This window comes from Campylobacter concisus, from assembly GCF_902460415.1.
Taxonomy (GTDB): domain Bacteria; phylum Campylobacterota; class Campylobacteria; order Campylobacterales; family Campylobacteraceae; genus Campylobacter_A; species Campylobacter_A concisus_Y.
This window is the reverse complement of sequence record NZ_CABPTY010000002.1, coordinates 547,892-570,078: the sequence shown is the minus strand read 5'-3', so window position 1 is coordinate 570,078 and position 22,187 is coordinate 547,892. Positions and strand designations below refer to the sequence as shown.

Sequence of the window (22,187 nt, the reverse complement as noted above, 5' to 3'; positions counted from 1 at the left end):
ATTTTATCTTAAACATACTTTATAAATGATCTAAATTTAGCTCTCTGGCGTCACGTAAATGGACATTTTTATAGACCTTTGCTGTCTCGTCTCTAGCCCTCATCAGCGCAAAGCCAAGCAAATTTTGTCCGTACCACTTCATAGGATTTTTCGCATTTTCATCGCTTGCGGCCAAACCTATGCCCCAAATTTTATCAACTGGGCTTCCCTCAACCAAAACTTTACTCCCAGTTTGGAGCAAAAAGTCTCGCAAAGGGGCATTTTGGCTAAATTTTAGATAGCTAGCATTTAGCACGACGCCAAATTTGATCTCATCCCAGACCTTAGCGTCAAAGCCTCGCACCTGCCTGCCAAGTGCCTTCATCTGCGCTGGATCTTTGGCGGATAAAATTTCCTCCAAAGCCTTTTTATCACCAAAGCATTCAGCCTTTTTAGCCTTACACTCTACCAAAGCGTGGCTTGGCTCATCGCCTCATGCATATCAAAAAGCTGTTTATGCTCAGCCACATCGTGCGTTCTAATGATCTGTGCGCCGTTTTCGAAGGCCTTTAGATGCAGATAAAGTGAGCCTGGTAAGCGGTCTTTGACCTCACTTGGACTGTAATGATTTATAACTGATTTGCGGCTGGCACCAACTAGTAGTGGGCAGTCAAATTTTAAAAAATGCTCCAAATGCTTGATAAGCAATAAATTTTGTTCGGCCGTCTTGCCAAAGCCAATACCCACATCAAGCACAAGCTTTTTAGCGCCAAGCTCTCTTGCAAGGGCTATCTTTTGCTCAAAAAAGTCCGCTATTTCACCGATTAGATCGCTATATTTTGGTGCGACTTGCATAGTCGCAGGATCGCCTTGCATATGCATCATGCAAAACTCAGCATCGTATTTTGCAGCAAGTGGGGCTAAATTTATATTTGCCGTGATGTCATTTATCATTTTAAAGCCGTGATTTAGGGCAAATTCAAGGCAATAAGGATCAAAGCTATCAAGGCTAAATTTCGCCTTTTCATGTAAATTTAGCTTGTAAATTTCCTCTACGATATCTTTTATGCGTCTAAATTCCTCTTCACGGCCGCAATACTCACTCCCTGGCCTTGAGCTAACGCCACCAAGGTCAATGTAGTCTGCACCTGCTTCGATCATACTTTTAATCTTTGCTATGCCATTTTGAGTATTTATGCGGCTTTGCTCGTTAAAGCTATCTGTGTTTATATTTGCAACGCCCATTATAAGAGGCTTTGCGGGCTTTATAAATTTTGTCTCTAAAAAGGCTGCTAAATTTTTAAGTCCAAAGTCTTGCAACTTCTCTTTTTTAGCTAGCTGCCTAAGCTGCGCATTTGTCGCCATTAGCAAGGCTTTATTTAGACTCTGCTTACCCAAAATCGTATCTTTATGCGTCACAAGCTCAGCCCCAACACTTAATGCATCTTGCTTTAATATATTTGCCGCTGGAGTTTTTATCTCGTCTATAAATATAAAATTTATCTCACTCTTTTCTTGCATGAACTTCGCGCCAGCCGGACTTGGCGAGACGGACTTGCAAATTTCATCAAAATCGCTTTTGTTATTTATCTTGTAAAATTTCAACGTCGTCCTTTTTGAAATATAGTAAGCAGTAACGGCGTTAGCACGGCGTGAGACTTGGCGTTTAGATCAGCTAGCTTGATAAGCGAGAAAAAATAATCCATCTCATCGCCGCTAAATTTATACCCGCTATCAACCGCCTTTGTCACGATGGTGCCGACAAGCTCTTTTAGCTCGTTTTTGCCAAATTTCTGAGCTTGCTCCTCTACTATCTTTTGATCGACAAAACTTGTTAGCTCTTTTAGGCTAAGCGATTTTAAATTTAAATCAAGAGTTATCTTTGGCTTTTTGGTTAGATTATTTTCTATAAGCATTCTTGATCTAATCGTTGGTAAGAGTAAATTTTTGCTCTGCGTTACTATTATAAATTTTATATTTCTCGGAGGCTCTTCGATGATCTTTAAAAGTGCATTTTGAGCCTCTGTCCTAAAAGAATTAGCATGTATTACTAAAATTTTTTCATCTTTTTCAGCAATGTATGCTTCTGCGATGACCTCCTTTGCATTTTCTAGCAAAAAATCATCACTTACATAAAATCTTAAATTATTAATACCAAACTCATCTTCAAGTTTGGCTTTTAAATTTTCAAAATCGCTTGTAACTACGATTTTATTAAGCATTTAGAGTATCACCTTTGCAAAGAGTGCCGCATCGATACTTTTATCAAAAATTTTGCAAAGACTTATTAGTTTAATGTCTAAATTTTCATCGCTTGAGCTAAGTGTAAAGCTATTTTGTGCTTGCTCGTCAAATAGCCACATATAACTATCCTCATCGCTTTTGGCTAAATTCGCATATTTATCAAGGCTCTTTCCGATATAAAAAAACAAGTATCCGTTTGGAAAGGCAAGACTTAGCATATCTTTTAGTAGCTGCTTTTGCTCATTGGTCTCTATCTCGTCAAGCGATGGATAGAGCGATCTTAGGCTAAAAAATGGTAAAAATGGCCTGATGCTTTTTGAATGGTTCATCTTTTTTAAAAGATAAGTTTCAAACCATCTTCGCTCTTCATCACTTATAGTTATAAAAGCCCTTCCTTCAAGCAAAAATTTAAGCCTAGATGCGAGCAAAGGCGTCCATTCAACACGCCTTTCCTCCATCCAGCTCATCAAAGGGCCCTCATCCCTAATAGCCTTTAACGTCCACTGAATAAAGTCTTGCATTACTGATCTAACTTATACGCATCATGAAGTACGCGAACCGCTAGCTCACCATATTTTTGATCAACGATCATTGAAATTTTTATCTCGCTTGTTGAGATCATTTGGATATTTATACCCTCTTTTGCAAGCGTTTCAAATGCTAGACATGCTACGCCGCTATGGCTCTTCATGCCAACGCCAATAACTGAAACTTTTACGATCGCGTCATCAAATTCTATATGTTTTGCAGCCGAGAGCTTTTGCATAGTCTCTTTTGCTACTTCAAGCTCATTTTGTGGCACTGTAAAGCCTAAATTTGTAGTACCATCGTGCCCTACGTTTTGGATTATCATATCTACGTTTATATTTTCATGAGCTAAAGCTGTAAAAATTTCTGCTGCAATGCCAGGCTTATCAACTACACCTCTTAGTGTTACTCTTGCTTGATTTTTATCTAGTGCTATTCCGCTTACTAAAACTGCTTCCATATTGTCATCTTCCTTTGCTATTAATGTACCTTCGTTGTGATTAAAGCTACTTCTTGTAATGAGTTTTACATTTAGTTTTTTTGCTAGCTCGACTGAGCGATTTTGTAGTACCTTTGCACCAGCAGAGGCGAGCTCTAGCATCTCATCGTAGCTTATCTTTTCTAGCTTTTTTGCCTTTTTTTCTATCCTTGGATCAGTCGTATAAACGCCATCAACGTCGGTAAAAATTTCACACAGATCAGCTTCAAGCGCCCCAGCAAGGGCAACCGCGCTAAGGTCGCTTCCGCCCCTGCCAAGAGTGGTGATATCGCCTTTGTCGTCTATGCCTTGAAAGCCTGCTACGACGACGATCCTGCCAGCTTTTAGCTCAGCTTTTAGCCTAGTGGTGTCTATCTTTTCTATCCTAGCTTTTGTGTGAATTTCATCTGTTATTATCCCAGCCATTGCGCCTGTTAGTCCTACGCACGCATAGCCTTTTGCATTAAGTGCAATCGTCAAAAGTGCGGTAGTTACTTGCTCCCCAGAGCTTAAAAGCATATCAGTAGCAACGCCGTCTGGGTGCTTTGAGAAATACTCACTATATTCAACCAATTGATTTGTAACTCCACTCATCGCAGAAACTACCACAACCACGTCAGCGCCGCTGTTTTTAGTCTCTATGACCCTATTTGCCACAGCTTCGATGCGCTCAAGCGTGCCTACGCTAGTTCCGCCAAATTTTTGAACGATTAACATCAAAAATATCCTTTCTCTTTAAAATAACTCAAAACTTTGTCATAAATAGGCTTTTTGAAGTGGTTTATCCCCTCTAAAGCCTTGTTGATATCTACAAATTTATACTCGCTAAATTCTGGATGCTCGGTCTTTAAATTTATGCTCGCACCATTTTTTAGCCTAACCAAAAAGTACTTTTGCGTCTGCCCATCAAATGGATAAAATCTCTTTGACGCATTTGCTGGAAAGTCGTAGCTAAGCCAATCAGGATACTCTTCTAAGAAGTCAAATTTATCAGTTCCGATCTCCTCTTTAAGCTCTCTTTTTAGTGCCTGCTTTGGACTTTCGCCTTCGTCTATGCCACCTTGAGGAAACTGCCAGATATCATCCATATCCACTCTTTTTGCGACTAAAATTTCACATTTAAATGGATACAAGCTAGACAAAACAACGGCTGCCACGTTTGGTCTATATTTTTTTTGCATGTTTTTTCCAAGAAATTTATTTGAGATAATAACTAAAAAGAGTTAAGAGATAGATAAATAAAAACTACTTTTTACGCCGTTTGTAGTAAATCACACAACCGCTAAAAAGTAGCACGCCCACTCCAAAAGAAGCCATAAAAAAGATAAATTTTCCAGCCTCTTTGAATATATATCCAGCGTGCAGATCAAGCATAAATTTATAAATTTCAAAAGATTTTGGCATGGTGTTTTTTAAAATTTCTCCACTTGCCGTATCGACTACAAGCCTAACGCCATCACTCTCACTAGCACCTTTTGGCAAGTAAAAGATCATAAATTTTACGCCATCTTTATTGAGGATAAAATTTAAAGCGTCAAATTCATTTCCAAATTTTAAAGTAAAAATTTTATAAGCTTTTTGAAGATTTTCTACCTTTTGCTCATCACTTAGGCTAAAGCCATTTTTGCTAGTAAAATTTGGCTTTTTAAAGACCTTTTGCTCGCCACAAATTTGATTTATAACCTTAGCAAAACTCTCATAAGAAAAGTATAGACCGCTAAAACAGATAATAAGCAAAATGGCCCCCAAATAAAGCCCTAAAAATCCATGCAGTGAATATAAAAATGCAAATTTCTTTGCCTTTAGATTTAGCTTAAAGGCGCTAATAAATTTGCTTCTAAATCTCCAAAATTGTATAAACGCTCCAGTTAATAAAACCGCAAGTAGTGCAAGCGTCGAAATCGCCACTAATTCACTTGCAAATTTAGATAAATTTTCATTTTTAAATAGAGCTAGTCCTAGATTTTTATGTAAATTTAAAGCTAGCCCTATAAATTTTTCCACACTATTTTCAGAGACTACCTCGCCTGTATAAGGATCTACAAAGAATGACTTAAACTCGCCACTCTCGCTTGTGCCACTTACCACATAAGCTCTATTTGCATCGCCTTTTATCTTTATATAACTAAGGTTAAAATTTGGCCAAGTCTTACTAAAGACCTTTAAAATTTCATCTATTTTTAAAGCACTTTTATTAGTTGCTATGTCTATCTCATCTTTGCTAAAAGCCTCAATTATCTCATCATGGTACGAAATAATCGCTCCACTAATTGAGATTATCAAAAGCGGTAAAGAAAAGATAAGAGCTAAAATTAAGTGAAATTTCCGCCAAATTTTAAACATTTTAAAACTTCAAATTAAAGCCAAGCTCGATCTTTTGTCCATCGACTATCAAAACATCATATCTGCCTGATCTTGTCGTAAAAAACTCGTTAAAGAGATTATAGACGCTTAAGTTTAGGCTGAAATTTTTAGTTACATTATAGTTTATGCCAAGATCTGCGATAACGTAAGCCCTCATATCATCAGCATAGCTAAATGAGTTTTTAGTTCTACCATAATAATTTATCTGTGACCAGAAATTTAGCCATCTATTTAGCTCATAATTTGCTCCAAATTTAAATGTATGAAGCGGATAGTTGTTTAAGCTTTTACCAACTTCTGATCCATCTTTTTGTTTTGATTTTGTATAAACATAGCTTTGATTTAACCTGAGAGCATTTGTCACCTGCCACTCATTTGTTAGCTCAACTCCATAAATTTCAGCTTTACCGATATTTATACTCTCCCAAATACCATTTGGATAAATTTTGCCTTTATGCCTGCAAACACTGCCTCTTGAGCATATAGGCCTGTAACTTAGCATATCTTTAAAACTTGTGTAAAAGCCAGTTAAAGACGTTTCAAAACCTTCATTGTTATTATAAACGCCACCAAATTCATAACTTACGCTTGTCTCTGGCTTAAGACTACTTCTACCAAGCTGTGCTCCACGTCCTCCGGCAAATGGCAAAGCAAGATCTTGCGTGCGCTGCTTGATATCAGGTGTCGCATAACCTGTGCTAACTCCGCCTTTTAGGGCAAAAAAGTCATTTAAGTTATAGATACCATAAATTCTTGGTGAAACGTGCGAACCATAGTTCTCATCGTAGTTATAGCGAATTCCTGTGCTTAAGATAAAGTCTTTTATAAGGCGATAATCATCTTCAGCATAGACCGAATAATCATACCTTTTTACATTCGCAGCGTCCGCTGTGGTTGCCTTTTCATCTAGCTTTTCTCTTTTAGCATTTATTCCTAATGTAAAGGCGTTATTATCAGTAAAATATGAGCCTTTTGTATCAAAATTTAGAGTCTTTAGCGTCAAATTTTGTTGAGCTGTCTCTTTTAGCTTGCCATAAGATAAATAGCTTTGAAGCAAGATATTGTCAAGCCTTGCTTCGTGGCTTAAATTTATCACATCGCCTTTTATTCTCTCGCTAGCAACTGAGTTAGTGCCAGTTGATAGTGTTTTGCCTTTAGTTCTTTTATATTTCACATCGCTTCTTGCAAGCTCAAGCGTAAGATCATTATTTTCATTTGGCTTCAAAAATAGCTTCGCACCAAAATTTCTATCCTTTTGCTCTCTGTTTGCATAAGAAATTTTATCTTCTGATTTATTTAAATTTTTACCATAAACAGAAACACTTAAAACATCATCAATTAGTCCAGAGTGCAAATAAAGGCTATTATAAAGCTCGCCGCTTATATTTTTATTTCTAGCAAATTTATAGCTTGAGCCAAGATTTGCGCCAAATTCATTGCTAAACTCATCTGTAATGATATTTATAACTCCGCCTAGCGCGTCACTTCCATAAAGCGAGTCATAGGTCCACGTATCACTTCAATACGGCTTATCGCACTTGCTGGCGGAATGAAACTATATGAGCCTCCAACGCTTCTAAGCCCTTTATAGGCGTTATCGCCTGGTACTGGCATGCCATTTACTAAAATTTTAGTAAATCTTGGAGAGAATCCACGTATAGAAATTCCTCGTCTATTTGCCGCTTCGGGAGTCGTTCCAAAAAGACTTGGGATATCCTTTGTCATGCTCTCGATATCTTTGTGATTTTTCTTTTCTAATGCCTCTTTGGTTATAACGCTAAGCGTTGCTGGTGCGTCTTTGATATTTTGCTCAAATCCTGTTGCACTCACTACTTTAACTTCTGGTAGAACCTTATCTTCATTTGCAAAAAGCGGTAAATTTATAAAAATTGCCGCACAAATAGAAATTTTTAATGCACTTTTCACAAAAACTCCTTATAAAAATTTAATGCGCATTTTACTAAAATTAAATAATCGTTATCAATATCATACGTAACGCTAAAGGGATTAAATTTAACGCTTGAGGGATAAAATGATAAATTTAGACAAAAAATATGGAACGAGAAAGATATCTCAAAAGGAAAAACAAATAAGCGTAGAGTTTTTCAAGCAAAGCAGTGGTATTAGCTATCTAAAAAGTGAAATTTTATGTAATGGCAGGATAAAAATAGATCGTCAAAAGTCTAAAAAATATCTATTTTTAATGTTTAATGAGGCTAAAAACGATCTTTGCTTTAAGCTTGATAAAAAAGAGTATATCTTAAACAAAGATGAATTTTGCATTGGGCTTGTTAATGACGATTTTAAAGGTATCTTTGAGTATCAAAATAAATTTTATAAGACAAAAACACTACTTTTTGACGAAAGCTACGCAAATAAGCTCGAGATATTTGCTGGACTTAGATTTGATGATAAATTTGAGCTTTTGAAATATAAAAAAGATTTAGCTCAAATTTGCGTTTTAAATGAACTTGAAACGACAAATTTATATGAAGGCGCGATGAGGGAAATTTTTACCGAGTCAAAAATTTTAGAGCTTATTTATAAAAGTAAAATACGAAAAGAGAGCGAAATTTCACTTAGCAGAGATGAAGAAAAGACTCTTTTAAAGGCTAAAACGATCTTGCTGAGTCGCATGCAAAATCCTCCAAGCATCAAAGAGCTAGCCCATCTTTGTGGCACAAATGACTTTTGGCTAAAGAAAAATTTTAAGCTATTTTTTAAAGATACGATCTACCAGCTCTTAGCAAAAGAGCGTCTAAAACTAGCTTTTACTCTTTTGGAGCAAAATGATATCAGCATAAAAGAAGCCGCAAATATCGTAGGCTACGCAAATACAACACATTTTGCAAAAATTTTTAAGATAAATTTTGGCTTTTTACCAAGCAAACTCTTAAAGACAAAAAGCTACTTTTAAACTGCTATAAATGCCAAATTTCTTATAATCGCCAAAATTTAAAAAGAGAGAAATTTGCAAGTTTATATCCATGTGCCATTTTGCGAAAGCAAGTGTCCTTATTGTGCTTTTGGGTCAAGCGATGATGAATTTAATAAAGTTAGTGCTTATTTTAAAGCCCTAGTTCTTGATCTAAATTTTCAGCTAAAAAGCCAAAATGTAAAAGAAATTTCAAGCGTATTTTTTGGTGGAGGCACACCAAGTGCTGTAAATGCTAAATTTTATGATGAAATTTTTAGCATTTTAGTGCCCCTTTGTACACCAACAACCGAGATCACTCTCGAGGCAAATCCAAACTCAGCAAGCCTTGCTTGGCTAAAGCATATAAAAAATTTAGGTGCAAATCGCATAAGCTTTGGTGCTCAAAGTTTTTTTGAAGATAAGCTTAAATTTCTTGGGCGCATTCACAGCAGGGAGCAAATTTTTAAAGCAGTTGAAAATGCTGAAAAAACTGGCTTTAGCAACATAAATTTAGACCTCATCTACGACACTAAATTTGATACTAAAAAACGCATTTTGGCTGAAGTGGCAAATTTAAAAGATCTTAATATCACTCACCTTAGCGCATACTCGCTCACACTTGAGGAAAACACCCCATTTGCTGGCAAAAAAAGCTATAAAAAGGATAGTGACAGCCTGGCTAAATTTATGATAGAACAGATTGGACTTGCTGGCTTTAAGCAGTATGAAATTTCAAATTACGGGCAAATTTGCAAGCACAATCTTGGCTACTGGCAAGGCAAAAATTACCTTGGTGTGGGCGCTTATAGCGTGGGCTTCGTGGATGGCACGAGATACTACGCCAAAAATAGCATAGACGCCTACATCTCACAGCCAACTTACAGAGAAAAAGAAATTTTAAACGAGAGTGAGCTAGTAAGAGAGCATATATTTTTAGGGCTTAGAAGCATGGTTGGCGTGGAGGCTGGACGCTTAAGTGAGGCTCAGATAAAAAGAGCAAATATACTTGTAGAAAATGAAAAACTGCTCTTTAAAAATGGTAAATTTTACAATCCAAATTTCTTACTAAGCGACGAGATCGCACTCTTTATCGAGGGCTAAATTTATAAAATTTTGAGCAAAGTCAAGATAAAATACAAAGCTTAAATAAAATTTAATAGAGGCAAAAATGTTTGGAATGAGTTTTTCTGAAATCTTAGTTATCGCCATTATTGCAGTGTTAGTTTTAGGTCCTGACAAGCTGCCAAGTGCGATGGTTCAGATTGCAAAATTTCTAAAAATGTTTAAAAAAGGCATAAACGACGCAAAATCAACATTTGATCAAGAAATGAAGATAGCTGAGCTAAAAGAAGATGCTCAAAAATATAAAGAAAGCATAACTAAAAGTACGCAAAATGTGCGCAAAAAGCTCACTTTTGAAGAGCTTGATGAGATCAAAAAAAGCGCAAATGATATCACAAACGATATACAAAATGTAGTAAGCGATACGAAAAAAACGGTAGAAAATATACAAAATCCAACAAATTTAGTTAAAGATGCGATCTTAAACGATAAAAAAGAGGCGTAATGTTTGAAGAGCTAAGACCCCATTTAATCGAACTTAGAAAGAGACTTTTTATAAGCATAGTAAGCGTTTTTGTCTGCTTTGGCATCTGCTTTACGTTTTGGAACCCACTGCTTGCATGGATGAGCGAACCGCTAAAACAGGTATTGCCAGCTGGCTCAAATATCATATTCACTCAAATTCAAGAGCCATTTTTTACAGCAATGAAAGTTGCATTTTTTGCTGGTATCGTGATCGCGCTACCTATCATTTTTTGGCAGTTTTGGCTATTTGTCGCTCCTGGGCTTTATGACAATGAAAAAAAATATGTGATCCCATTTGTCATCTCAGCTTCATTTATGTTTGCGTGCGGGGCGGCATTTTGTTACTACGTGGTGATTCCACTTGGCTTTGCATTTTTGGTAAATTTTGGAGGCCAGCTCTTTACGGCACTACCAAGCATTGGCGAGTATGTTGGCTTTTTTGCAAAACTACTAATTGGCTTTGGAATTTCATTTGAGCTACCAGTCATTACATTTTTCTTAGCAAAGATCGGGCTTGTCGATGACAAAATGCTAAAAGATTACTTCAGATACGCTGTTGTTATCATCTTTATCTTTGCAGCCATCGTTACACCACCTGATGTGATAAGTCAAGTCTTAATGGCGCTACCACTCATCGGACTTTATGGAATTTCAATAATCGTCGCCAAAAGAGCTAACAAGAGCGACGATGAAGACGAAAAAGAAGAACAAGACAGCGACGTAGCAAACGATGAGTAATATAAACGACGTCTCAAGTTATGATTATTTTTTGCCAGAAGAGCTCATCGCAAAAGAGCCAATTTTGCCAAAAGAAGAGGCAAAATTGCTTGTCTATTTTAAAAATACAAAAGAGATAAAACACTACAAATTTAAAGATCTCTCCAGCCTCATCCCAGAGGATGCTGCAGTTATTTTTAATAATACAAAAGTTATCAAAGCTCGCATCTTAGGACAAAAAGAAAGCGGCGGGGCTTGCGAAGTGATGCTAAATCAGCCCATAGGCGAGAATAAATTTAGCGTTTATATAAGAGGCAAAGTAAGCTCTGGTAGCGTTTTAAATTTTGCCGATAATATAAAAGTCAATGTGCTTGAGCTAAATGACGATGGCACAAGGGTGGTAAATTTTACGCAAAATGGCGTTTTGCTTGATAATGTTCGCCTTTTTAGTGAGCTTGAAAAGATCGGCCACGTACCGCTTCCACCATACATCAAAAGAGCTGATACAAAGGATGATGAGAGCTGGTATCAAAGCATATTTGCTAAAAATAGTGGCGCAGTGGCAGCTCCAACAGCTAGCCTTCACATAAGCGAACAAATATTAGAGCAGATAAAAGCAAAGCATGAAGTAGCCTACATTACGCTTCACGTAGGTGCTGGGACCTTTAAAGGTGTTGAGTGTCAAAATATAAATGATCATAAAATGCACTCCGAGTTTTACGAGCTAAGCGAGCAAGCACGCAATATCATAAACTCAGATAGACCTATCCTTGGCGTTGGTACGACGGTTACTAGATGTGTTGAAGAATTTGCAAGAAGCAAGCAAGCAAGCGGCTTTTGTAAGTTATTTTTAAACCTAAATAATAAGCCTATCAGGCAAAACTACCTTCTTACAAATTTTCATCTACCAAAATCAACTCTAATAATGCTAGTTACGAGCTTTATAGGGCTTGAGGAGACGATGAGAATTTATAAAACAGCGGTTGAGAAAAGATATAGATTTTACTCATACGGCGACGGGATGTTGATAATATGAAAGATAAACCTATCGATATCATAAACAGAATGGAAATTTTTCTTAGCGCCATATACCAAGATGCGCAAGATACTAAAAATTCCATCATTTTTAGCTACGATCCAAGTTATCCAAGGCTTTTAAAATTTGATGCCACAAATCTCATAAAAACACTTGAAAATATTTGCAAATTTTTCCTTTACTCTACCGAATATGCAGACATTTACATTCTCTTTCAACTTAAAAATTATAGTCCTAAATCTGTACATTTTGACATTAAGATAAAATCTAGCCATAGCGTAATGAGGCCAAGCCACTACTATCTCAGCAAGATAAATGACTATCTAAAAAAAGCAAATGAATCTATGATCTCTCATAATGATGGAGAATTTTTAATATCTTTTAGCGCGGCACTAACAGGCGATAGAGCCATCCAAAGACAAATAAATATCAAAAATCAAACAAATACAAATATCTTAGTTGCTTGCAATGACGATGCTTTATTTGACACCATTAGTGCTCAGATAAATTTTTTAGGTCTAAAGGTTATCGGCAAAAACGACATTAGCAATCTAATGAGACATATAAAAGATTCTATTTTTACCCCATTTGTTATTTTTATTGATAGTAAAATTTTAAAAAATGAAGCGATGCTAGAAGATATACTTGAGTTTAAAAATATTAAAAATTTTCGTATTGTAGCCATTTGTAAAAGCGATGAATCAGCTAACGATCTGCCAAATCATGTCACGGTATTAAAGCAGCCTTTCAGCACAGATAGTTTTCAGCTAGCTTTTAAAAATTCGCTCGAAAAATAGACCGATTTTTACTTTTTAATTTATCCCAAGATATCTTTTTAAAATAATAGTGGCTGAAATGCTATCTAGCCTACCATCTCGCTTTGTATTTGTGTAAATTTCACTAGCTTCACTGCTACTAAAGGCCTCATCTTGATAGACAATATTTGCCTTTACATCAAGAAGTGAGACAAAATGCTCGATGCGTCTTCTCATCTCATCTTCGCTACTACCACCGATTGGCACGCCCACCACTAGCGTATTTGGAGCATATTCATTTATCTTTTGGCTCACATCTCTTGCGGCTTGATTTCTATTTTTTCTAAAAACTGGATCAAGCGGAGTCACGATCTCGCCAAAACCAAAGGCAAGTCCTATTCGCTTTAGCCCAACATCGATCGCCATAAATTTCTCTCTCATAGCAAGCTCTTTACTCTTAGATTTGAAATTTCAACCAACCCTTCAAGCTCGTACTCATAGATGATATCGCCAAATTTTGTCAAAACTTCATCAAGACTTACACCATTTTTACAAAATTTTAATATCTCGTCACTAGTTTTTTCTTGCTCTTTTATCTCGCCAAAAAGTGAAGCAAATTTATGATAGTCATCGATAAGCTCGGCTTTTTTATTTGCAAGCAAAAAATTTGTCCCATCGCTTTCACCCATGCGTTGCGGCAATACATAAACTGGAATTTTAAGCTCGTTTGCAAGCCTTGCACTTTGCATCGAGCCACTTTTAAGATCAGCTTGCGCGACGACTAGAGCTTCACAAAGCCCCACAACTATGCGGTTTCGCTCCAAAAATCTATAAGCAAGTGGCGGCTCACCTTCATCATACTCACTAAGTGCCAAGGCTTTTTCATAAATTTCATTTATCGCCGCTTTATTTTGGCTTGGATAGATGGTGTCAAGTCCGCTCGCAAAAATGCCAATTGTTCGTGGCATAGCAGCTTTATGAGCTGCGATATCAACGCCGATAGCTCCGCCACTTACCACGCAAACATTTACACTTTTTAGCACTGCGCAAAGTGCCGTAATGCACTCTTTTGTATAAACACTTGCCTTTCTTGAGCCAACAACTGCGATCTTTGGCAAAGATAAAAGTGAAGTATCTCCGATAAAATTTAGCTGTTTTGGTGGATTTTTTAGTCTTTTTAACGGCTCTGGAATAAAATCAAGTCTCATAAAATATCTTTTAGATAAACCACATCAACATCTTTTAAAAGATTATTTTTACTCTCTTTTATCACTGCGATCGTGTTTTTCTTTGGATGCCCAATGGCGATCGCGTAGCCTCTTTTTTTAGCCAAATTTACAGCAGCCACAAGCTCACGCCTAACAGCACTAGCCGATGGATCGTCGTCTAAAAATATATCTCTTGAAATGTATGGCTGATTATGTTTTTTTGCAGCTCTTGCTACTGCGGTTTGAGCGATAGTTTTACTATCAACAAAGACAAAGCCCTGCTCTATCAGCGCCCTATAAGCCTTATCCATAGCGTCAAAATCGCTTGTAAAGCGCGATCCTGTATGGTTGTTTGTATATTTTGCACGCGGGAAGTCTTTGCGTATCTTTTTTATCTTTTCGTGCATGCTCTCAAAACTCTCGTTGATCGTAAGAGTGCCTATTTCTGGACTATCAAAGTGTTTTGCTTGCATCGGAAGATGTATCATATAAAACTCAAATGTTCTTGCGATATTTGGCGTATCTGGATGAGTCTTTGTCGCTGGAAAAATAGACGGCGTGATTTTTAAGCCAAGCGACTTTATCATACTCGCATGTTCAAATGTCGCCACATCGTCTATTATGATAACGAGCTTTGCACGTCCTTTTATGCTAGCGTTTGGCGTAAAAGGTACCGCTTCAAAGCTATCTTTTTTTATATTTTTTTCTTCGTATTTTATTTTTTCTATCTTTTTGGTAGTTAAATTTTCAGCTTTTTTAGTTGGCTCGACTTTTGTGTTCTCGCTTTTAAATTTCTCTTTTTTTTCTATTTCAGCACTTTTATTTTGATCGACTTTTACTTCAAAATTTTGAGGTTTTAACTCAGTTTTTTGTTCGATTTTTGAGCTATAAAATGGCTCTATCTTTTGTTCATTTTCTATTACGCTAGGCTCTGTATTTTTATAACTTGCGAGTAAATTTTTAGTATCGTTTTGCTCTTTTTTTATCTCTTCTTTTTTAACTTCACTCTTTACTTCAGCTATTTTTTTTTGCTCTTTTGGCTCAACTTTTGAATTTAAAGCAAGCTCACTTTTATGCTTAGGATCGGTAAAAATTTTACTTAAATTTTCATCTTCATCAAATTTTAGAGGATATTTTCTCTTTTCGTATTCTTGTTTTTTCTCTTTACTAGCAACCTTTGGTTCTGCTTTTTTTGGAATTTGTTTCTCTATCTTTAGCTCATTTGTTTTGTTTATCTGTTCTACACCATTATTTTTTATACTAAGAGCTACGCTAAGTGCTATTATCAAAATAGCCGCGATAATGCCGATACCAAGATAGGTTTTATTGTGAGAGCGACCTGCACTCTTTTTTGTAGGTCGCTTCTTTGTAGTCTTTTTTTCGCTCAAGGCTTAGTTTTTATTTTGATCTATAAGTTTGCCATTAGTTATCCAAGGCATCATTGCGCGAAGTTTTTTGCCAGTTTGATTTAGCAAACTTCTCTCAGCTATACCGCGTTCAGCGTTCATTCTAACATATCCTGCTTTTCTCTCTAGGATGAAGTCTTTTGCAAATTTGCCATTTTGAATCTCTTTTAAAACTTCTTTCATAGCTTTTCTGCTCTCTTCGCCAACTACCCTTACGCCGCTTACGTAATCACCGTATTCAGCGGTATTTGAGATAGAGTAACGCATATCGGCCATACCGCCTTGATACATCAAATCAACGATTAATTTTAACTCATGCAAGCACTCAAAATATGCCATCTCAGGCTCATAACCAGCCTCTACAAGCGTATCAAAGCCAGCATTTACTAGCGCGCAAAGACCGCCGCAAAGTACAGCTTGCTCACCAAACAAATCTGTTTCAGTTTCATCTTTAAATGTTGTCTCAATAATGCCGGTTCTGCCGCCGCCTATACCGCAAGCATAGCTTAGAGCGATCTCTTTTGCCTTTCCACTTGCATTTTGCTCAACAGCGATAAGATCAGGTATGCCGCCACCCCTTACAAATTCGCTTCTAACTGTGTGTCCTGGAGCTTTTGGAGCGATCATGATGACATCTATATTTGCTGGAGCTTTGATTTGACCAAAATGAACATTAAAACCATGTCCAAATGCGATAGCAGCATGATCTTTTAAATTTGGCTCGATCTCGTTTTTATAAATTTCTGCTTGAAGCTCATCTGGAGTTAAAATCATAACCACATCAGCGCCTTTTGTAGCTTCACTTACGGTTTTTACCTCAAAGCCTTTTGCTTCAGCTTTTGCCCAGCTTTTGCCACCTTTTGAAAGGCCAATCACAACGCTTACACCGTTATCTCTTAAATTTTCAGCATGTGCATGACCTTGTGAACCAAAGCCAATGATTGCTACTTTTTTACTTTGAATAAGGCTTAAATCGCAGTCTTTATCATAATAAACATTTATAGCCATTGTTACTCCTATTATTAAAATTTGGCAAAATTATAACTTTAGCCAGCAAAAATTCGGCTGAAATATATAGAAACTCTTTTTAAGTTTTATGATAATTTATTTTGATAAAATACGCTGAAATTTCAAAAAAAGAGATAACTCAATGAATGAATCAGTTTTTAAAAAAATCAAAGCACTTCCACCATTAGATGACACAGTTATACAAATTCAACGCTTACATGCGGACGAAAACAGCTCAATAAGTGATCTTACAAAAGTGGTCGAAAAGGATCCGATGCTAACAGCAAATATCTTGCGTTCAGCAAACTCTCCACTTTATGGGTTTTCTCAAGAGATCACAACCATCGCAAGAGCTATTTCTCTTTTTGGTATGGCTACCATTCGTGGTTTTGCACTTTCAAGTACGATTAAAAAGAGTTTTTCTATAAATTTAGAGCCTTATGGCATTACTACACAAGATTTTTTAAATATCTCAATAATACAAAATGCACTGATGTACAATTGGCATTCTAAAGTTAATCCTAAAAGTCTAGAAATTCTCTCTCCAGCTTCATTTATGCTTGAGATTGGCAAGATAGTTCTTGCTCATGAATTAGCTGAAAATAGGCAAGACGTCGAATTTAGAGAAAAACTTAAAAATATATCTAGTCCAATCGATCTTGCCCTATTTGAAACAGAAATTTTAGATATGTCAAATGAAGAAGTTACAGCTAAAATTTTTGAACAATGGAACCTTGAGACAGAGCTTAGCAGCTCAATACTCTATTCAAACAATCCAGAAGAGGCACCAGATCATATAAAAGATTACGCAAAAGCCCTAAAAGTGATAAAAACGGCTGTAAATATCTTTAATCAACTTGATGATATAAGCATACAAAATACCCTACCTCTTCTTGACGAATACGGCTTTGGACATGATACGTTTTTAATGGCTGTTGCTAAAGTCAAAGATAATTTGTGAAAGAATTTCTAACCTCACTACTAGTTGGCATCAAGGAAAAAGAAGTTTCAAACGAAGATAAAGAGATTTTACGAAATCTCTTAAATCTTGGTGCCGTAAGCTCCCATAAAGATAAATTTTACCTAAACAATGGCTACGTTTGTGGCAAGCTAGACATCAGCCAAAACGCAACTGGCTTTATCATGCCATTTGATAAACGCTTCAAGCAAGATATCATCGTAGAAAATAAAAATTTAAACAACTCTCACCTTGGCGATATCGTGTTAGCGAAGCTTTTGCCACTTAAGAAAAAACGCCAAAGCGCTAAAATAGTAATGAGCCTAAAGCTTGCCAATGAGACAAGCGTGGTCTACACAAAACGCTTTGGAGCAGCTATTTTAGGGGTAAATTTAAAAACAGGGCTAAGCACGACCTTAAAAGCGACACAAAAAAGCCTAAAGATGCTTCCTCTTGGGACGCTACTAAAGATAAACAACCTAAACAACGAGGTAGTAGAGGTTTTAGGAAATTTAGAAGATCCATTAAGTGATGAAAAAATTTCGCTTGCCATTTATAATAAAAATGATAAATTTAGCGAGGCTTGCGAGCTTGAAGCAAAGGCTTTTGGAGATGAAGTCGATGCTAGTATGTATCCAAACAGGGTTGATCTAAGAAATTTAGAGTTTTGCACGATCGATCCAGTCGATGCCAAAGACTTTGATGACGCCATATATTTTGATGAGAAAAAGCGTGAAATTTACGTCGCAATCGCTGATGTAAGCGAGTATGTGACCGCATATAGCGCTATTGACAGCGAGGCTAAAAAAAGAGGCTTTTCTATATACTTTCCGCACATCTCAGTGCCGATGTTGCCGCGCGCGCTTAGTGAAAATATCTGCTCGCTAAAGCCAAATGTACCGCGTCTTGCATTTTGTTTTAAAATTTCACTTGATGCAAACAACGAGGTAAAAAAAGAGGAGCTTTTTGAGGCGATCATCCTTTCAAAAAGGCGCTTTAACTACGATGAGATCGATGAAATTTTAGAAGGCAAAAGAGAGTGTGAAATTTCATGGATCAAGCCACTTTTCAAACTAACCACAAAGCTTCGCAAAAAAAGGCTTTTGCACGCATTTGACTTCAGGACAAAAGAGCTTAGAATGAGCCTTGATGATGAGGGTCAAATTTCGCAAACTAGGTTTGAAAGCGACTCTGACTCACATAGACTAGTTGAAGACTGCATGCTTTTAGCAAACAAGGCTGCTGCAAAGCTCATCACAAAAGGTGTTTTTAGAAACCACGCTTCGCCTGATTTTAAAAAGATAGATACCTTGCTTGAAGATTTGCAGCTTTTGGGGCTTGACTTTACCTACGAGAGTGACCTTGCAAATTTGATAAGAAAGATCCAAATAAAAGCCGACGAGCTAGGCAACCGCGAAGAGATAGATAAACTCATCATCAAGTCTCAAAAAAAAGCTGAATACTCAAGTGAAAATTTAGGCCACTTTGGGCTTGGATTTGATAGATACACACACTTTACAAGCCCTATTAGACGCTATTCTGATCTCATTTTACACAGACTTTTAAAGGCTAAAATTTCAAAAGATGACAAGCTTTACAACTTTTTGCTTTTAAATATCCAAAGCACCTGCGCAAATTTAAGCGAACTTGAAAGAGAAGCCGACAAGGTAGCCTACGACTTTATGGATAGGAAATTCGCACGCTGGGCGGCCGCAAATATCGGCAAAGAGGTGCGTTGCTACGTGAGCGAAAACCAAAATGTCTTGATTGCCAAGCTTGATGATCATTTCGTTGGAGCTAGGATTTTCATCACTGGATACAGTGCAAATTTACTTCAAAAGCTCATCGTAAAGATCACAGAAGCCGACATCGCGAGCGCTAAAATTTTTGCAAAAGTGGTAAGAAAGATCGATGTATAGAAAAGATTTGGAGCTAAATTTAGCAAATGCAAATTTAAGCAACTACTTCTTGCTTTTTGGCGCGGACGAGTTTCAGATCGAGCTTTTTGGTAAGGAAATTTTGAGCTTTTATGCAAGCGAAGATGCAAATTTATTAAGCCTTTATTTTGACGAGTACAACTATGCTCAGGCAAGCTCTCACTTAAGCGAGCAGTCGCTTTTTGGCGGCAAAAATATCCTCTATGTAAAAAGCGACAAAAAGATCCCGGCAAAAGAGCTAAAAGAGCTCATCTCGCTTTGCTCAAAAAGCCAGGACAACTACTTTTTGTTTGAGCTTTATGAGTCCGATATGAAACTAGTTTTTGATACACAAAAGGCTTTTGGGACAAATTTTGCTAGATTTTTCAAGCCCTCAACTCCAGATGAGGCGATAAATTTGCTAGCTAAAAGCTCAGCTAAAATTGGTCTAAACATAACCAAAAACGCACTTTATGAACTTTACTTTACGCATAATGAAAATTTATACCTTGCAGCAAGCGAGCTAACAAAGCTAAAGAGCCTAAACACACACATTGAACAAGATGATGTAAAAAGACTAGTTTTTGGACTTGGTGGGATAAATTTTGATGACTTTTTCAATAAATTTATGGCACTAAAAGATATAAAAAACGACTTTTTTACCTATCTAGAAGATCCAAATTTTAATGAAATTTTACTTCTAAACTCGCTTTACAAAGCATTTTTTAGGCTATTTAAAATTTACTCTTACATTAAGATAAATGGTCGATTAAATTTAGATGAGGCAATCGGTTATCAACCGCCTGTAAATGTCGCAAATTTATTAAAAGCAAATAGCTTAAAACTAAATTTAAATACCTATTTAGAGATATTTAAAACACTAAATTTAGCCGAGCTAGAGCTAAAAACAAACACAAAAATGGATAAAGAAATTTTTGTATTATCAACTATTTTAAATTTGCAACATCTCATATCAACAGCAAATATTAAGTAACTTTAAGCTAAAATCCACCCTTGCTTAAAGCAAAATCCTTGCTCACAAAGTGAGCTAAATATCCATAAGGAGAAGAAATGAAACATTACGAGCTTTTATTTATTCTTAAGCCGACATTAACGGAAGAGGAAGTTAAAGCTAAAGTTGACTTCGTAAAAGAAGTTATAACAAAAAATGGTGGCGAGATCGCTACTGTCGTTGAGATGGGTACTAGAAAACTAGCTTATACCATCAAAAAATATGAGCGTGGAACATATTTTGTTATCTATTACAAAGCTCCACCAGCACTTCTTGCAGAGCTTACAAGAAATGTAAGGATCACTGAAGATATCATAAGATTTTTAAGCGTTAAATATGAAAATAAACGCGAAATCGCAGCTTGGGAAAGACTTTGCAAAGGTATCAAACAAACTATAAAAAAAGAGCCTCGTGAGCCAAGAGCACCGCGTGAGCCAAGAGTTGAAAAAGTAGACGAGCAAACTTTTACAGAAGAATAATCAAGGATAAAAAATGTTCAATAAAGTAGTACTAGTTGGGAATTTAACAAGAGATATCGAGCTAAGATACACTACTAGTGGATCTGCTATAGGAAATTCCGGTATTGCTGTTACTAGAAAATTTAATACTAACGGCGAAAAACGTGAGGAGACATGCTTTATTGACATATCATTCTTTGGCAAATCAGCTGAGATAGCAAATCAATATTTAAGCAAAGGCTCCAAACTTTTGGTTGAAGGAAGATTAAAATTTGATCAATGGACCGACAATAATGGACAAAACCGTTCAAAGCACTCAATCGTAGTTGAAAATATGGAGATGCTTGGCGGAAATAGCGGAGCTAATGGACAAAGTCAAGGTGGATTTAATCAAAATAGTTCATACTCGCAACAACGAAATAATGGTTCAAATAATAGCTATGGTAATGGTGGATATCAAAATTCAGCGCCACAAAGACAGCAAATGCAACCACAAAATAAAAAAGTACAAGAAGAGTACTATGAGGAGAAAATCCCTGATATAAACATTGACGCCGATAATTTTGATGGCGACAACGAAATACCGTTTTAATTTAAAGGATAGAAAATGGCAGAAAAAAGAAAATATTCACGCAAATATTGTAAATTTACAGAAGCTAAAATTGATTTTATAGATTATAAGGATACTTCTCTTTTGAAGTATTGCTTATCAGAGAGATTTAAAATAATGCCAAGGCGTTTAACTGGCACATCAAAAAGACATCAAGAAATGGTAGAAAAAGCGATCAAAAGAGCTCGTCATGCAGCTATTATACCTTACATAGTAGATCGCAAAGATGTAGTTTCAAATCCTTTTGATGGACTATAATTATTTAATTTATTAAACCCCTATTAATGGGGTTTAATCCTAATCTTAAATATCCTAGATTTATGTTCTTATAGTTTTTTATTTATTGAATACAATTTAAAATATTTTTCAAGCACTATCTATAATTTTGGTTTAACTTACACGAGGCAATTAGAATTTATTCAAGTAGACATTTGCTGTCTTTAAATAACTCTATAGCATCAATTTATTAGTTCAAAATAATTTATTTAGCCATATATTACAATCAATATCGTTGATCCATATTATTCACAATTTTTACCACGAATCACGCATCATCTATCGTATAGCAATAGCTCACATGAGGCTAAAAGACAAGATACTTAAATTTAAATAAATTTTATTAAATAAATCCAATATTCATCTATTTGATGTCTGCATATCTTGCAAGTGGGCTTTATAATATATTTTATTTTGAAAACTTATTGATGCCAAACCAACCTAACCATGCAACCATGTTAGCTAAAAACAAATTTTAAGCATCCTTTTCTTGACATGTAATAATGTTTTTTGTATAATCTCAATTCTTTTTTAAGCAAATGTCTTGCTAGCTCAGTCGGTAGAGCATCTCACTTTTAATGAGGGGGCCGTTGGTTCGAATCCAACGCAGGACACCATTTTTGGGTTTATGACCCTTTCGTCTAGTGGCTCAGGACTCTACTTTCTCTGTGTAGAAACAGAGGTTCAAATCCTCTAAGGGTCGCCAGATATTTTTTAAATTTTAGGTCGC

Annotated in this window: 23 protein-coding genes, 2 tRNA genes and 1 pseudogene; 14 read left to right on the top strand and 12 right to left on the bottom strand. The window is 36.2% G+C overall.

Annotated elements, in window-relative coordinates; all coding sequences use genetic code 11:
* Positions 1-19: 19 nt before the first annotated feature.
* From ybiA to FZ940_RS06890, 8 genes and pseudogenes are all read right to left on the bottom strand, one after another.
* Complete coding sequence (ybiA, locus tag FZ940_RS06925) at positions 20-451, bottom strand: riboflavin biosynthesis intermediates N-glycosidase (protein WP_262367609.1); 432 nt, start codon at positions 449-451, stop codon at positions 20-22.
* Entirely contained in the window at positions 445-1,584 is a 1,140-nt protein-coding gene (gene folP, locus FZ940_RS06920) for a dihydropteroate synthase (RefSeq protein ID WP_148822019.1), read from the bottom strand. The genes ybiA and folP overlap by 7 nt, the downstream gene beginning before the upstream one ends.
* The gene (locus tag FZ940_RS06915; RefSeq protein ID WP_148822018.1) at positions 1,581-2,201 is read right to left on the bottom strand and encodes a DNA polymerase III subunit delta'; all 621 of its coding nucleotides are present in this window, start codon (positions 2,199-2,201) and stop codon (positions 1,581-1,583) included. The genes folP and FZ940_RS06915 overlap by 4 nt, the downstream gene beginning before the upstream one ends.
* Entirely contained in the window at positions 2,202-2,744 is a 543-nt protein-coding gene (locus FZ940_RS06910; protein ID WP_148822017.1) for a HobA family DNA replication regulator, read from the bottom strand.
* Positions 2,744-3,946, bottom strand: coding sequence for an aspartate kinase (locus tag FZ940_RS06905; protein ID WP_148822016.1), 1,203 nt, complete (start codon positions 3,944-3,946; stop codon positions 2,744-2,746). The genes FZ940_RS06910 and FZ940_RS06905 overlap by 1 nt, the downstream gene beginning before the upstream one ends.
* Positions 3,946-4,410, bottom strand: coding sequence for an RNA pyrophosphohydrolase (locus FZ940_RS06900; RefSeq protein ID WP_148822015.1), 465 nt, complete (start codon positions 4,408-4,410; stop codon positions 3,946-3,948). The genes FZ940_RS06905 and FZ940_RS06900 overlap by 1 nt, the downstream gene beginning before the upstream one ends.
* 64 nt (positions 4,411-4,474) lie before the next feature.
* On the bottom strand, positions 4,475-5,572 hold the full coding sequence (locus FZ940_RS06895) for a PepSY-associated TM helix domain-containing protein (RefSeq protein WP_148822014.1): 1,098 nt from the start codon (positions 5,570-5,572) through the stop codon (positions 4,475-4,477).
* 1 nt (position 5,573) lies between these two features.
* A pseudogene (locus tag FZ940_RS06890) lies at positions 5,574-7,519 on the bottom strand (TonB-dependent receptor domain-containing protein).
* A gap of 106 nt (positions 7,520-7,625) precedes the next feature.
* Between FZ940_RS06890 and FZ940_RS06885 the strand changes: the two are divergent.
* From FZ940_RS06885 to FZ940_RS06855, 6 genes are all read left to right on the top strand, one after another.
* Positions 7,626-8,510, top strand: coding sequence for an AraC family transcriptional regulator (locus FZ940_RS06885; protein WP_148822013.1), 885 nt, complete (start codon positions 7,626-7,628; stop codon positions 8,508-8,510).
* 54 nt (positions 8,511-8,564) lie between these two features.
* Positions 8,565-9,611 carry a radical SAM family heme chaperone HemW gene (hemW, locus tag FZ940_RS06880; protein WP_148822012.1) on the top strand — a complete coding sequence of 349 codons (1,047 nt, stop codon included), beginning with the start codon at positions 8,565-8,567 and terminating at the stop codon, positions 9,609-9,611.
* Between the two features lie 67 nt (positions 9,612-9,678).
* On the top strand, positions 9,679-10,077 hold the full coding sequence (gene tatB, locus FZ940_RS06870; protein ID WP_085658241.1) for a Sec-independent protein translocase protein TatB: 399 nt from the start codon (positions 9,679-9,681) through the stop codon (positions 10,075-10,077).
* Positions 10,077-10,835, top strand: coding sequence for a twin-arginine translocase subunit TatC (gene tatC / locus FZ940_RS06865; protein WP_148822011.1), 759 nt, complete (start codon positions 10,077-10,079; stop codon positions 10,833-10,835). The genes tatB and tatC overlap by 1 nt, the downstream gene beginning before the upstream one ends.
* Positions 10,828-11,850 carry a tRNA preQ1(34) S-adenosylmethionine ribosyltransferase-isomerase QueA gene (gene queA / locus FZ940_RS06860; protein WP_148822010.1) on the top strand — a complete coding sequence of 341 codons (1,023 nt, stop codon included), beginning with the start codon at positions 10,828-10,830 and terminating at the stop codon, positions 11,848-11,850. The genes tatC and queA overlap by 8 nt, the downstream gene beginning before the upstream one ends.
* Positions 11,847-12,647 carry a hypothetical protein gene (locus FZ940_RS06855; protein WP_148822009.1) on the top strand — a complete coding sequence of 267 codons (801 nt, stop codon included), beginning with the start codon at positions 11,847-11,849 and terminating at the stop codon, positions 12,645-12,647. Before queA ends, FZ940_RS06855 begins: the two co-directional genes overlap by 4 nt.
* Before the next feature lie 15 nt (positions 12,648-12,662).
* Here FZ940_RS06855 and ruvX read toward each other — a convergent pair whose 3' ends face one another.
* Genes ruvX through ilvC form a run of 4 tightly spaced genes read right to left on the bottom strand, consistent with a single transcriptional unit; the run spans position 12,663 to position 16,227 of the window.
* Complete coding sequence (gene ruvX / locus FZ940_RS06850; RefSeq protein WP_107691734.1) at positions 12,663-13,046, bottom strand: Holliday junction resolvase RuvX; 384 nt, start codon at positions 13,044-13,046, stop codon at positions 12,663-12,665.
* Positions 13,043-13,813 (bottom strand): DNA-processing protein DprA, encoded by a 771-nt coding sequence (locus FZ940_RS06845; protein WP_148822008.1) that lies wholly within the window; start codon positions 13,811-13,813, stop codon positions 13,043-13,045. Before FZ940_RS06845 ends, ruvX begins: the two co-directional genes overlap by 4 nt.
* Positions 13,810-15,201, bottom strand: a complete 1,392-nt coding sequence (locus tag FZ940_RS06840; protein WP_148822007.1) for a divergent polysaccharide deacetylase family protein — start codon at positions 15,199-15,201, stop codon at positions 13,810-13,812. The genes FZ940_RS06845 and FZ940_RS06840 overlap by 4 nt, the downstream gene beginning before the upstream one ends.
* Positions 15,202-15,204: 3 nt before the next feature.
* Positions 15,205-16,227, bottom strand: a complete 1,023-nt coding sequence (ilvC, locus tag FZ940_RS06835) for a ketol-acid reductoisomerase (RefSeq protein WP_054196937.1) — start codon at positions 16,225-16,227, stop codon at positions 15,205-15,207.
* Between the two features lie 142 nt (positions 16,228-16,369).
* On the opposite strand from ilvC, the gene FZ940_RS06830 reads away from it, so the two are divergent.
* The 8 genes from FZ940_RS06830 to FZ940_RS06795 all read left to right on the top strand — a co-directional run bounded on the left by FZ940_RS06830 (position 16,370) and on the right by FZ940_RS06795 (position 22,163).
* Positions 16,370-17,188, top strand: coding sequence for an HDOD domain-containing protein (locus tag FZ940_RS06830; RefSeq protein WP_148822006.1), 819 nt, complete (start codon positions 16,370-16,372; stop codon positions 17,186-17,188).
* Positions 17,185-19,104 (top strand): RNB domain-containing ribonuclease, encoded by a 1,920-nt coding sequence (locus tag FZ940_RS06825; protein WP_148822005.1) that lies wholly within the window; start codon positions 17,185-17,187, stop codon positions 19,102-19,104. Before FZ940_RS06830 ends, FZ940_RS06825 begins: the two co-directional genes overlap by 4 nt.
* On the top strand, positions 19,097-20,095 hold the full coding sequence (gene holA, locus FZ940_RS06820; RefSeq protein ID WP_148822004.1) for a DNA polymerase III subunit delta: 999 nt from the start codon (positions 19,097-19,099) through the stop codon (positions 20,093-20,095). Before FZ940_RS06825 ends, holA begins: the two co-directional genes overlap by 8 nt.
* 77 nt (positions 20,096-20,172) lie before the next feature.
* Positions 20,173-20,592 (top strand): 30S ribosomal protein S6, encoded by a 420-nt coding sequence (gene rpsF / locus FZ940_RS06815; RefSeq protein WP_021091458.1) that lies wholly within the window; start codon positions 20,173-20,175, stop codon positions 20,590-20,592.
* A 13-nt stretch (positions 20,593-20,605) separates the two neighbouring features.
* Positions 20,606-21,163 carry a single-stranded DNA-binding protein gene (locus FZ940_RS06810; RefSeq protein WP_103589590.1) on the top strand — a complete coding sequence of 186 codons (558 nt, stop codon included), beginning with the start codon at positions 20,606-20,608 and terminating at the stop codon, positions 21,161-21,163.
* 15 nt (positions 21,164-21,178) lie between these two features.
* Complete coding sequence (rpsR, locus tag FZ940_RS06805) at positions 21,179-21,439, top strand: 30S ribosomal protein S18 (protein WP_021091467.1); 261 nt, start codon at positions 21,179-21,181, stop codon at positions 21,437-21,439.
* 559 nt (positions 21,440-21,998) lie between these two features.
* A tRNA-Lys gene (locus FZ940_RS06800) sits at positions 21,999-22,074 on the top strand.
* 13 nt (positions 22,075-22,087) lie between these two features.
* Positions 22,088-22,163: transfer RNA gene (locus FZ940_RS06795), tRNA-Glu, on the top strand.
* Positions 22,164-22,187 lie beyond the last annotated feature (24 nt).

Bases quoted from the DNA above. Each gene is read 5' to 3' on its own strand.
- FZ940_RS06900 (WP_148822015.1), bottom strand. From the start codon at position 4,410: ATGCAAAAAAAATATAGACCAAACGTGGCAGCCGTTGTTTTGTCTAGC.
- tatB (WP_085658241.1), top strand. From the start codon at position 9,679: ATGTTTGGAATGAGTTTTTCTGAAATCTTAGTTATCGCCATTATTGCA.
- FZ940_RS06915 (WP_148822018.1), bottom strand. From the start codon at position 2,201: ATGCTTAATAAAATCGTAGTTACAAGCGATTTTGAAAATTTAAAAGCC.
- rpsF (WP_021091458.1), top strand. From the start codon at position 20,173: ATGAAACATTACGAGCTTTTATTTATTCTTAAGCCGACATTAACGGAA.
- tatC (WP_148822011.1), top strand. From the start codon at position 10,077: ATGTTTGAAGAGCTAAGACCCCATTTAATCGAACTTAGAAAGAGACTT.
- FZ940_RS06845 (WP_148822008.1), bottom strand. From the start codon at position 13,813: ATGAGACTTGATTTTATTCCAGAGCCGTTAAAAAGACTAAAAAATCCA.
- ilvC (WP_054196937.1), bottom strand. From the start codon at position 16,227: ATGGCTATAAATGTTTATTATGATAAAGACTGCGATTTAAGCCTTATT.
- FZ940_RS06905 (WP_148822016.1), bottom strand. From the start codon at position 3,946: ATGTTAATCGTTCAAAAATTTGGCGGAACTAGCGTAGGCACGCTTGAG.
- FZ940_RS06855 (WP_148822009.1), top strand. From the start codon at position 11,847: ATGAAAGATAAACCTATCGATATCATAAACAGAATGGAAATTTTTCTT.
- FZ940_RS06885 (WP_148822013.1), top strand. From the start codon at position 7,626: ATGATAAATTTAGACAAAAAATATGGAACGAGAAAGATATCTCAAAAG.
- FZ940_RS06810 (WP_103589590.1), top strand. From the start codon at position 20,606: ATGTTCAATAAAGTAGTACTAGTTGGGAATTTAACAAGAGATATCGAG.
- FZ940_RS06830 (WP_148822006.1), top strand. From the start codon at position 16,370: ATGAATGAATCAGTTTTTAAAAAAATCAAAGCACTTCCACCATTAGAT.
- ruvX (WP_107691734.1), bottom strand. From the start codon at position 13,046: ATGAGAGAGAAATTTATGGCGATCGATGTTGGGCTAAAGCGAATAGGA.
- queA (WP_148822010.1), top strand. From the start codon at position 10,828: ATGAGTAATATAAACGACGTCTCAAGTTATGATTATTTTTTGCCAGAA.
- FZ940_RS06910 (WP_148822017.1), bottom strand. From the start codon at position 2,744: ATGCAAGACTTTATTCAGTGGACGTTAAAGGCTATTAGGGATGAGGGC.
- rpsR (WP_021091467.1), top strand. From the start codon at position 21,179: ATGGCAGAAAAAAGAAAATATTCACGCAAATATTGTAAATTTACAGAA.
- FZ940_RS06895 (WP_148822014.1), bottom strand. From the start codon at position 5,572: ATGTTTAAAATTTGGCGGAAATTTCACTTAATTTTAGCTCTTATCTTT.
- holA (WP_148822004.1), top strand. From the start codon at position 19,097: ATGTATAGAAAAGATTTGGAGCTAAATTTAGCAAATGCAAATTTAAGC.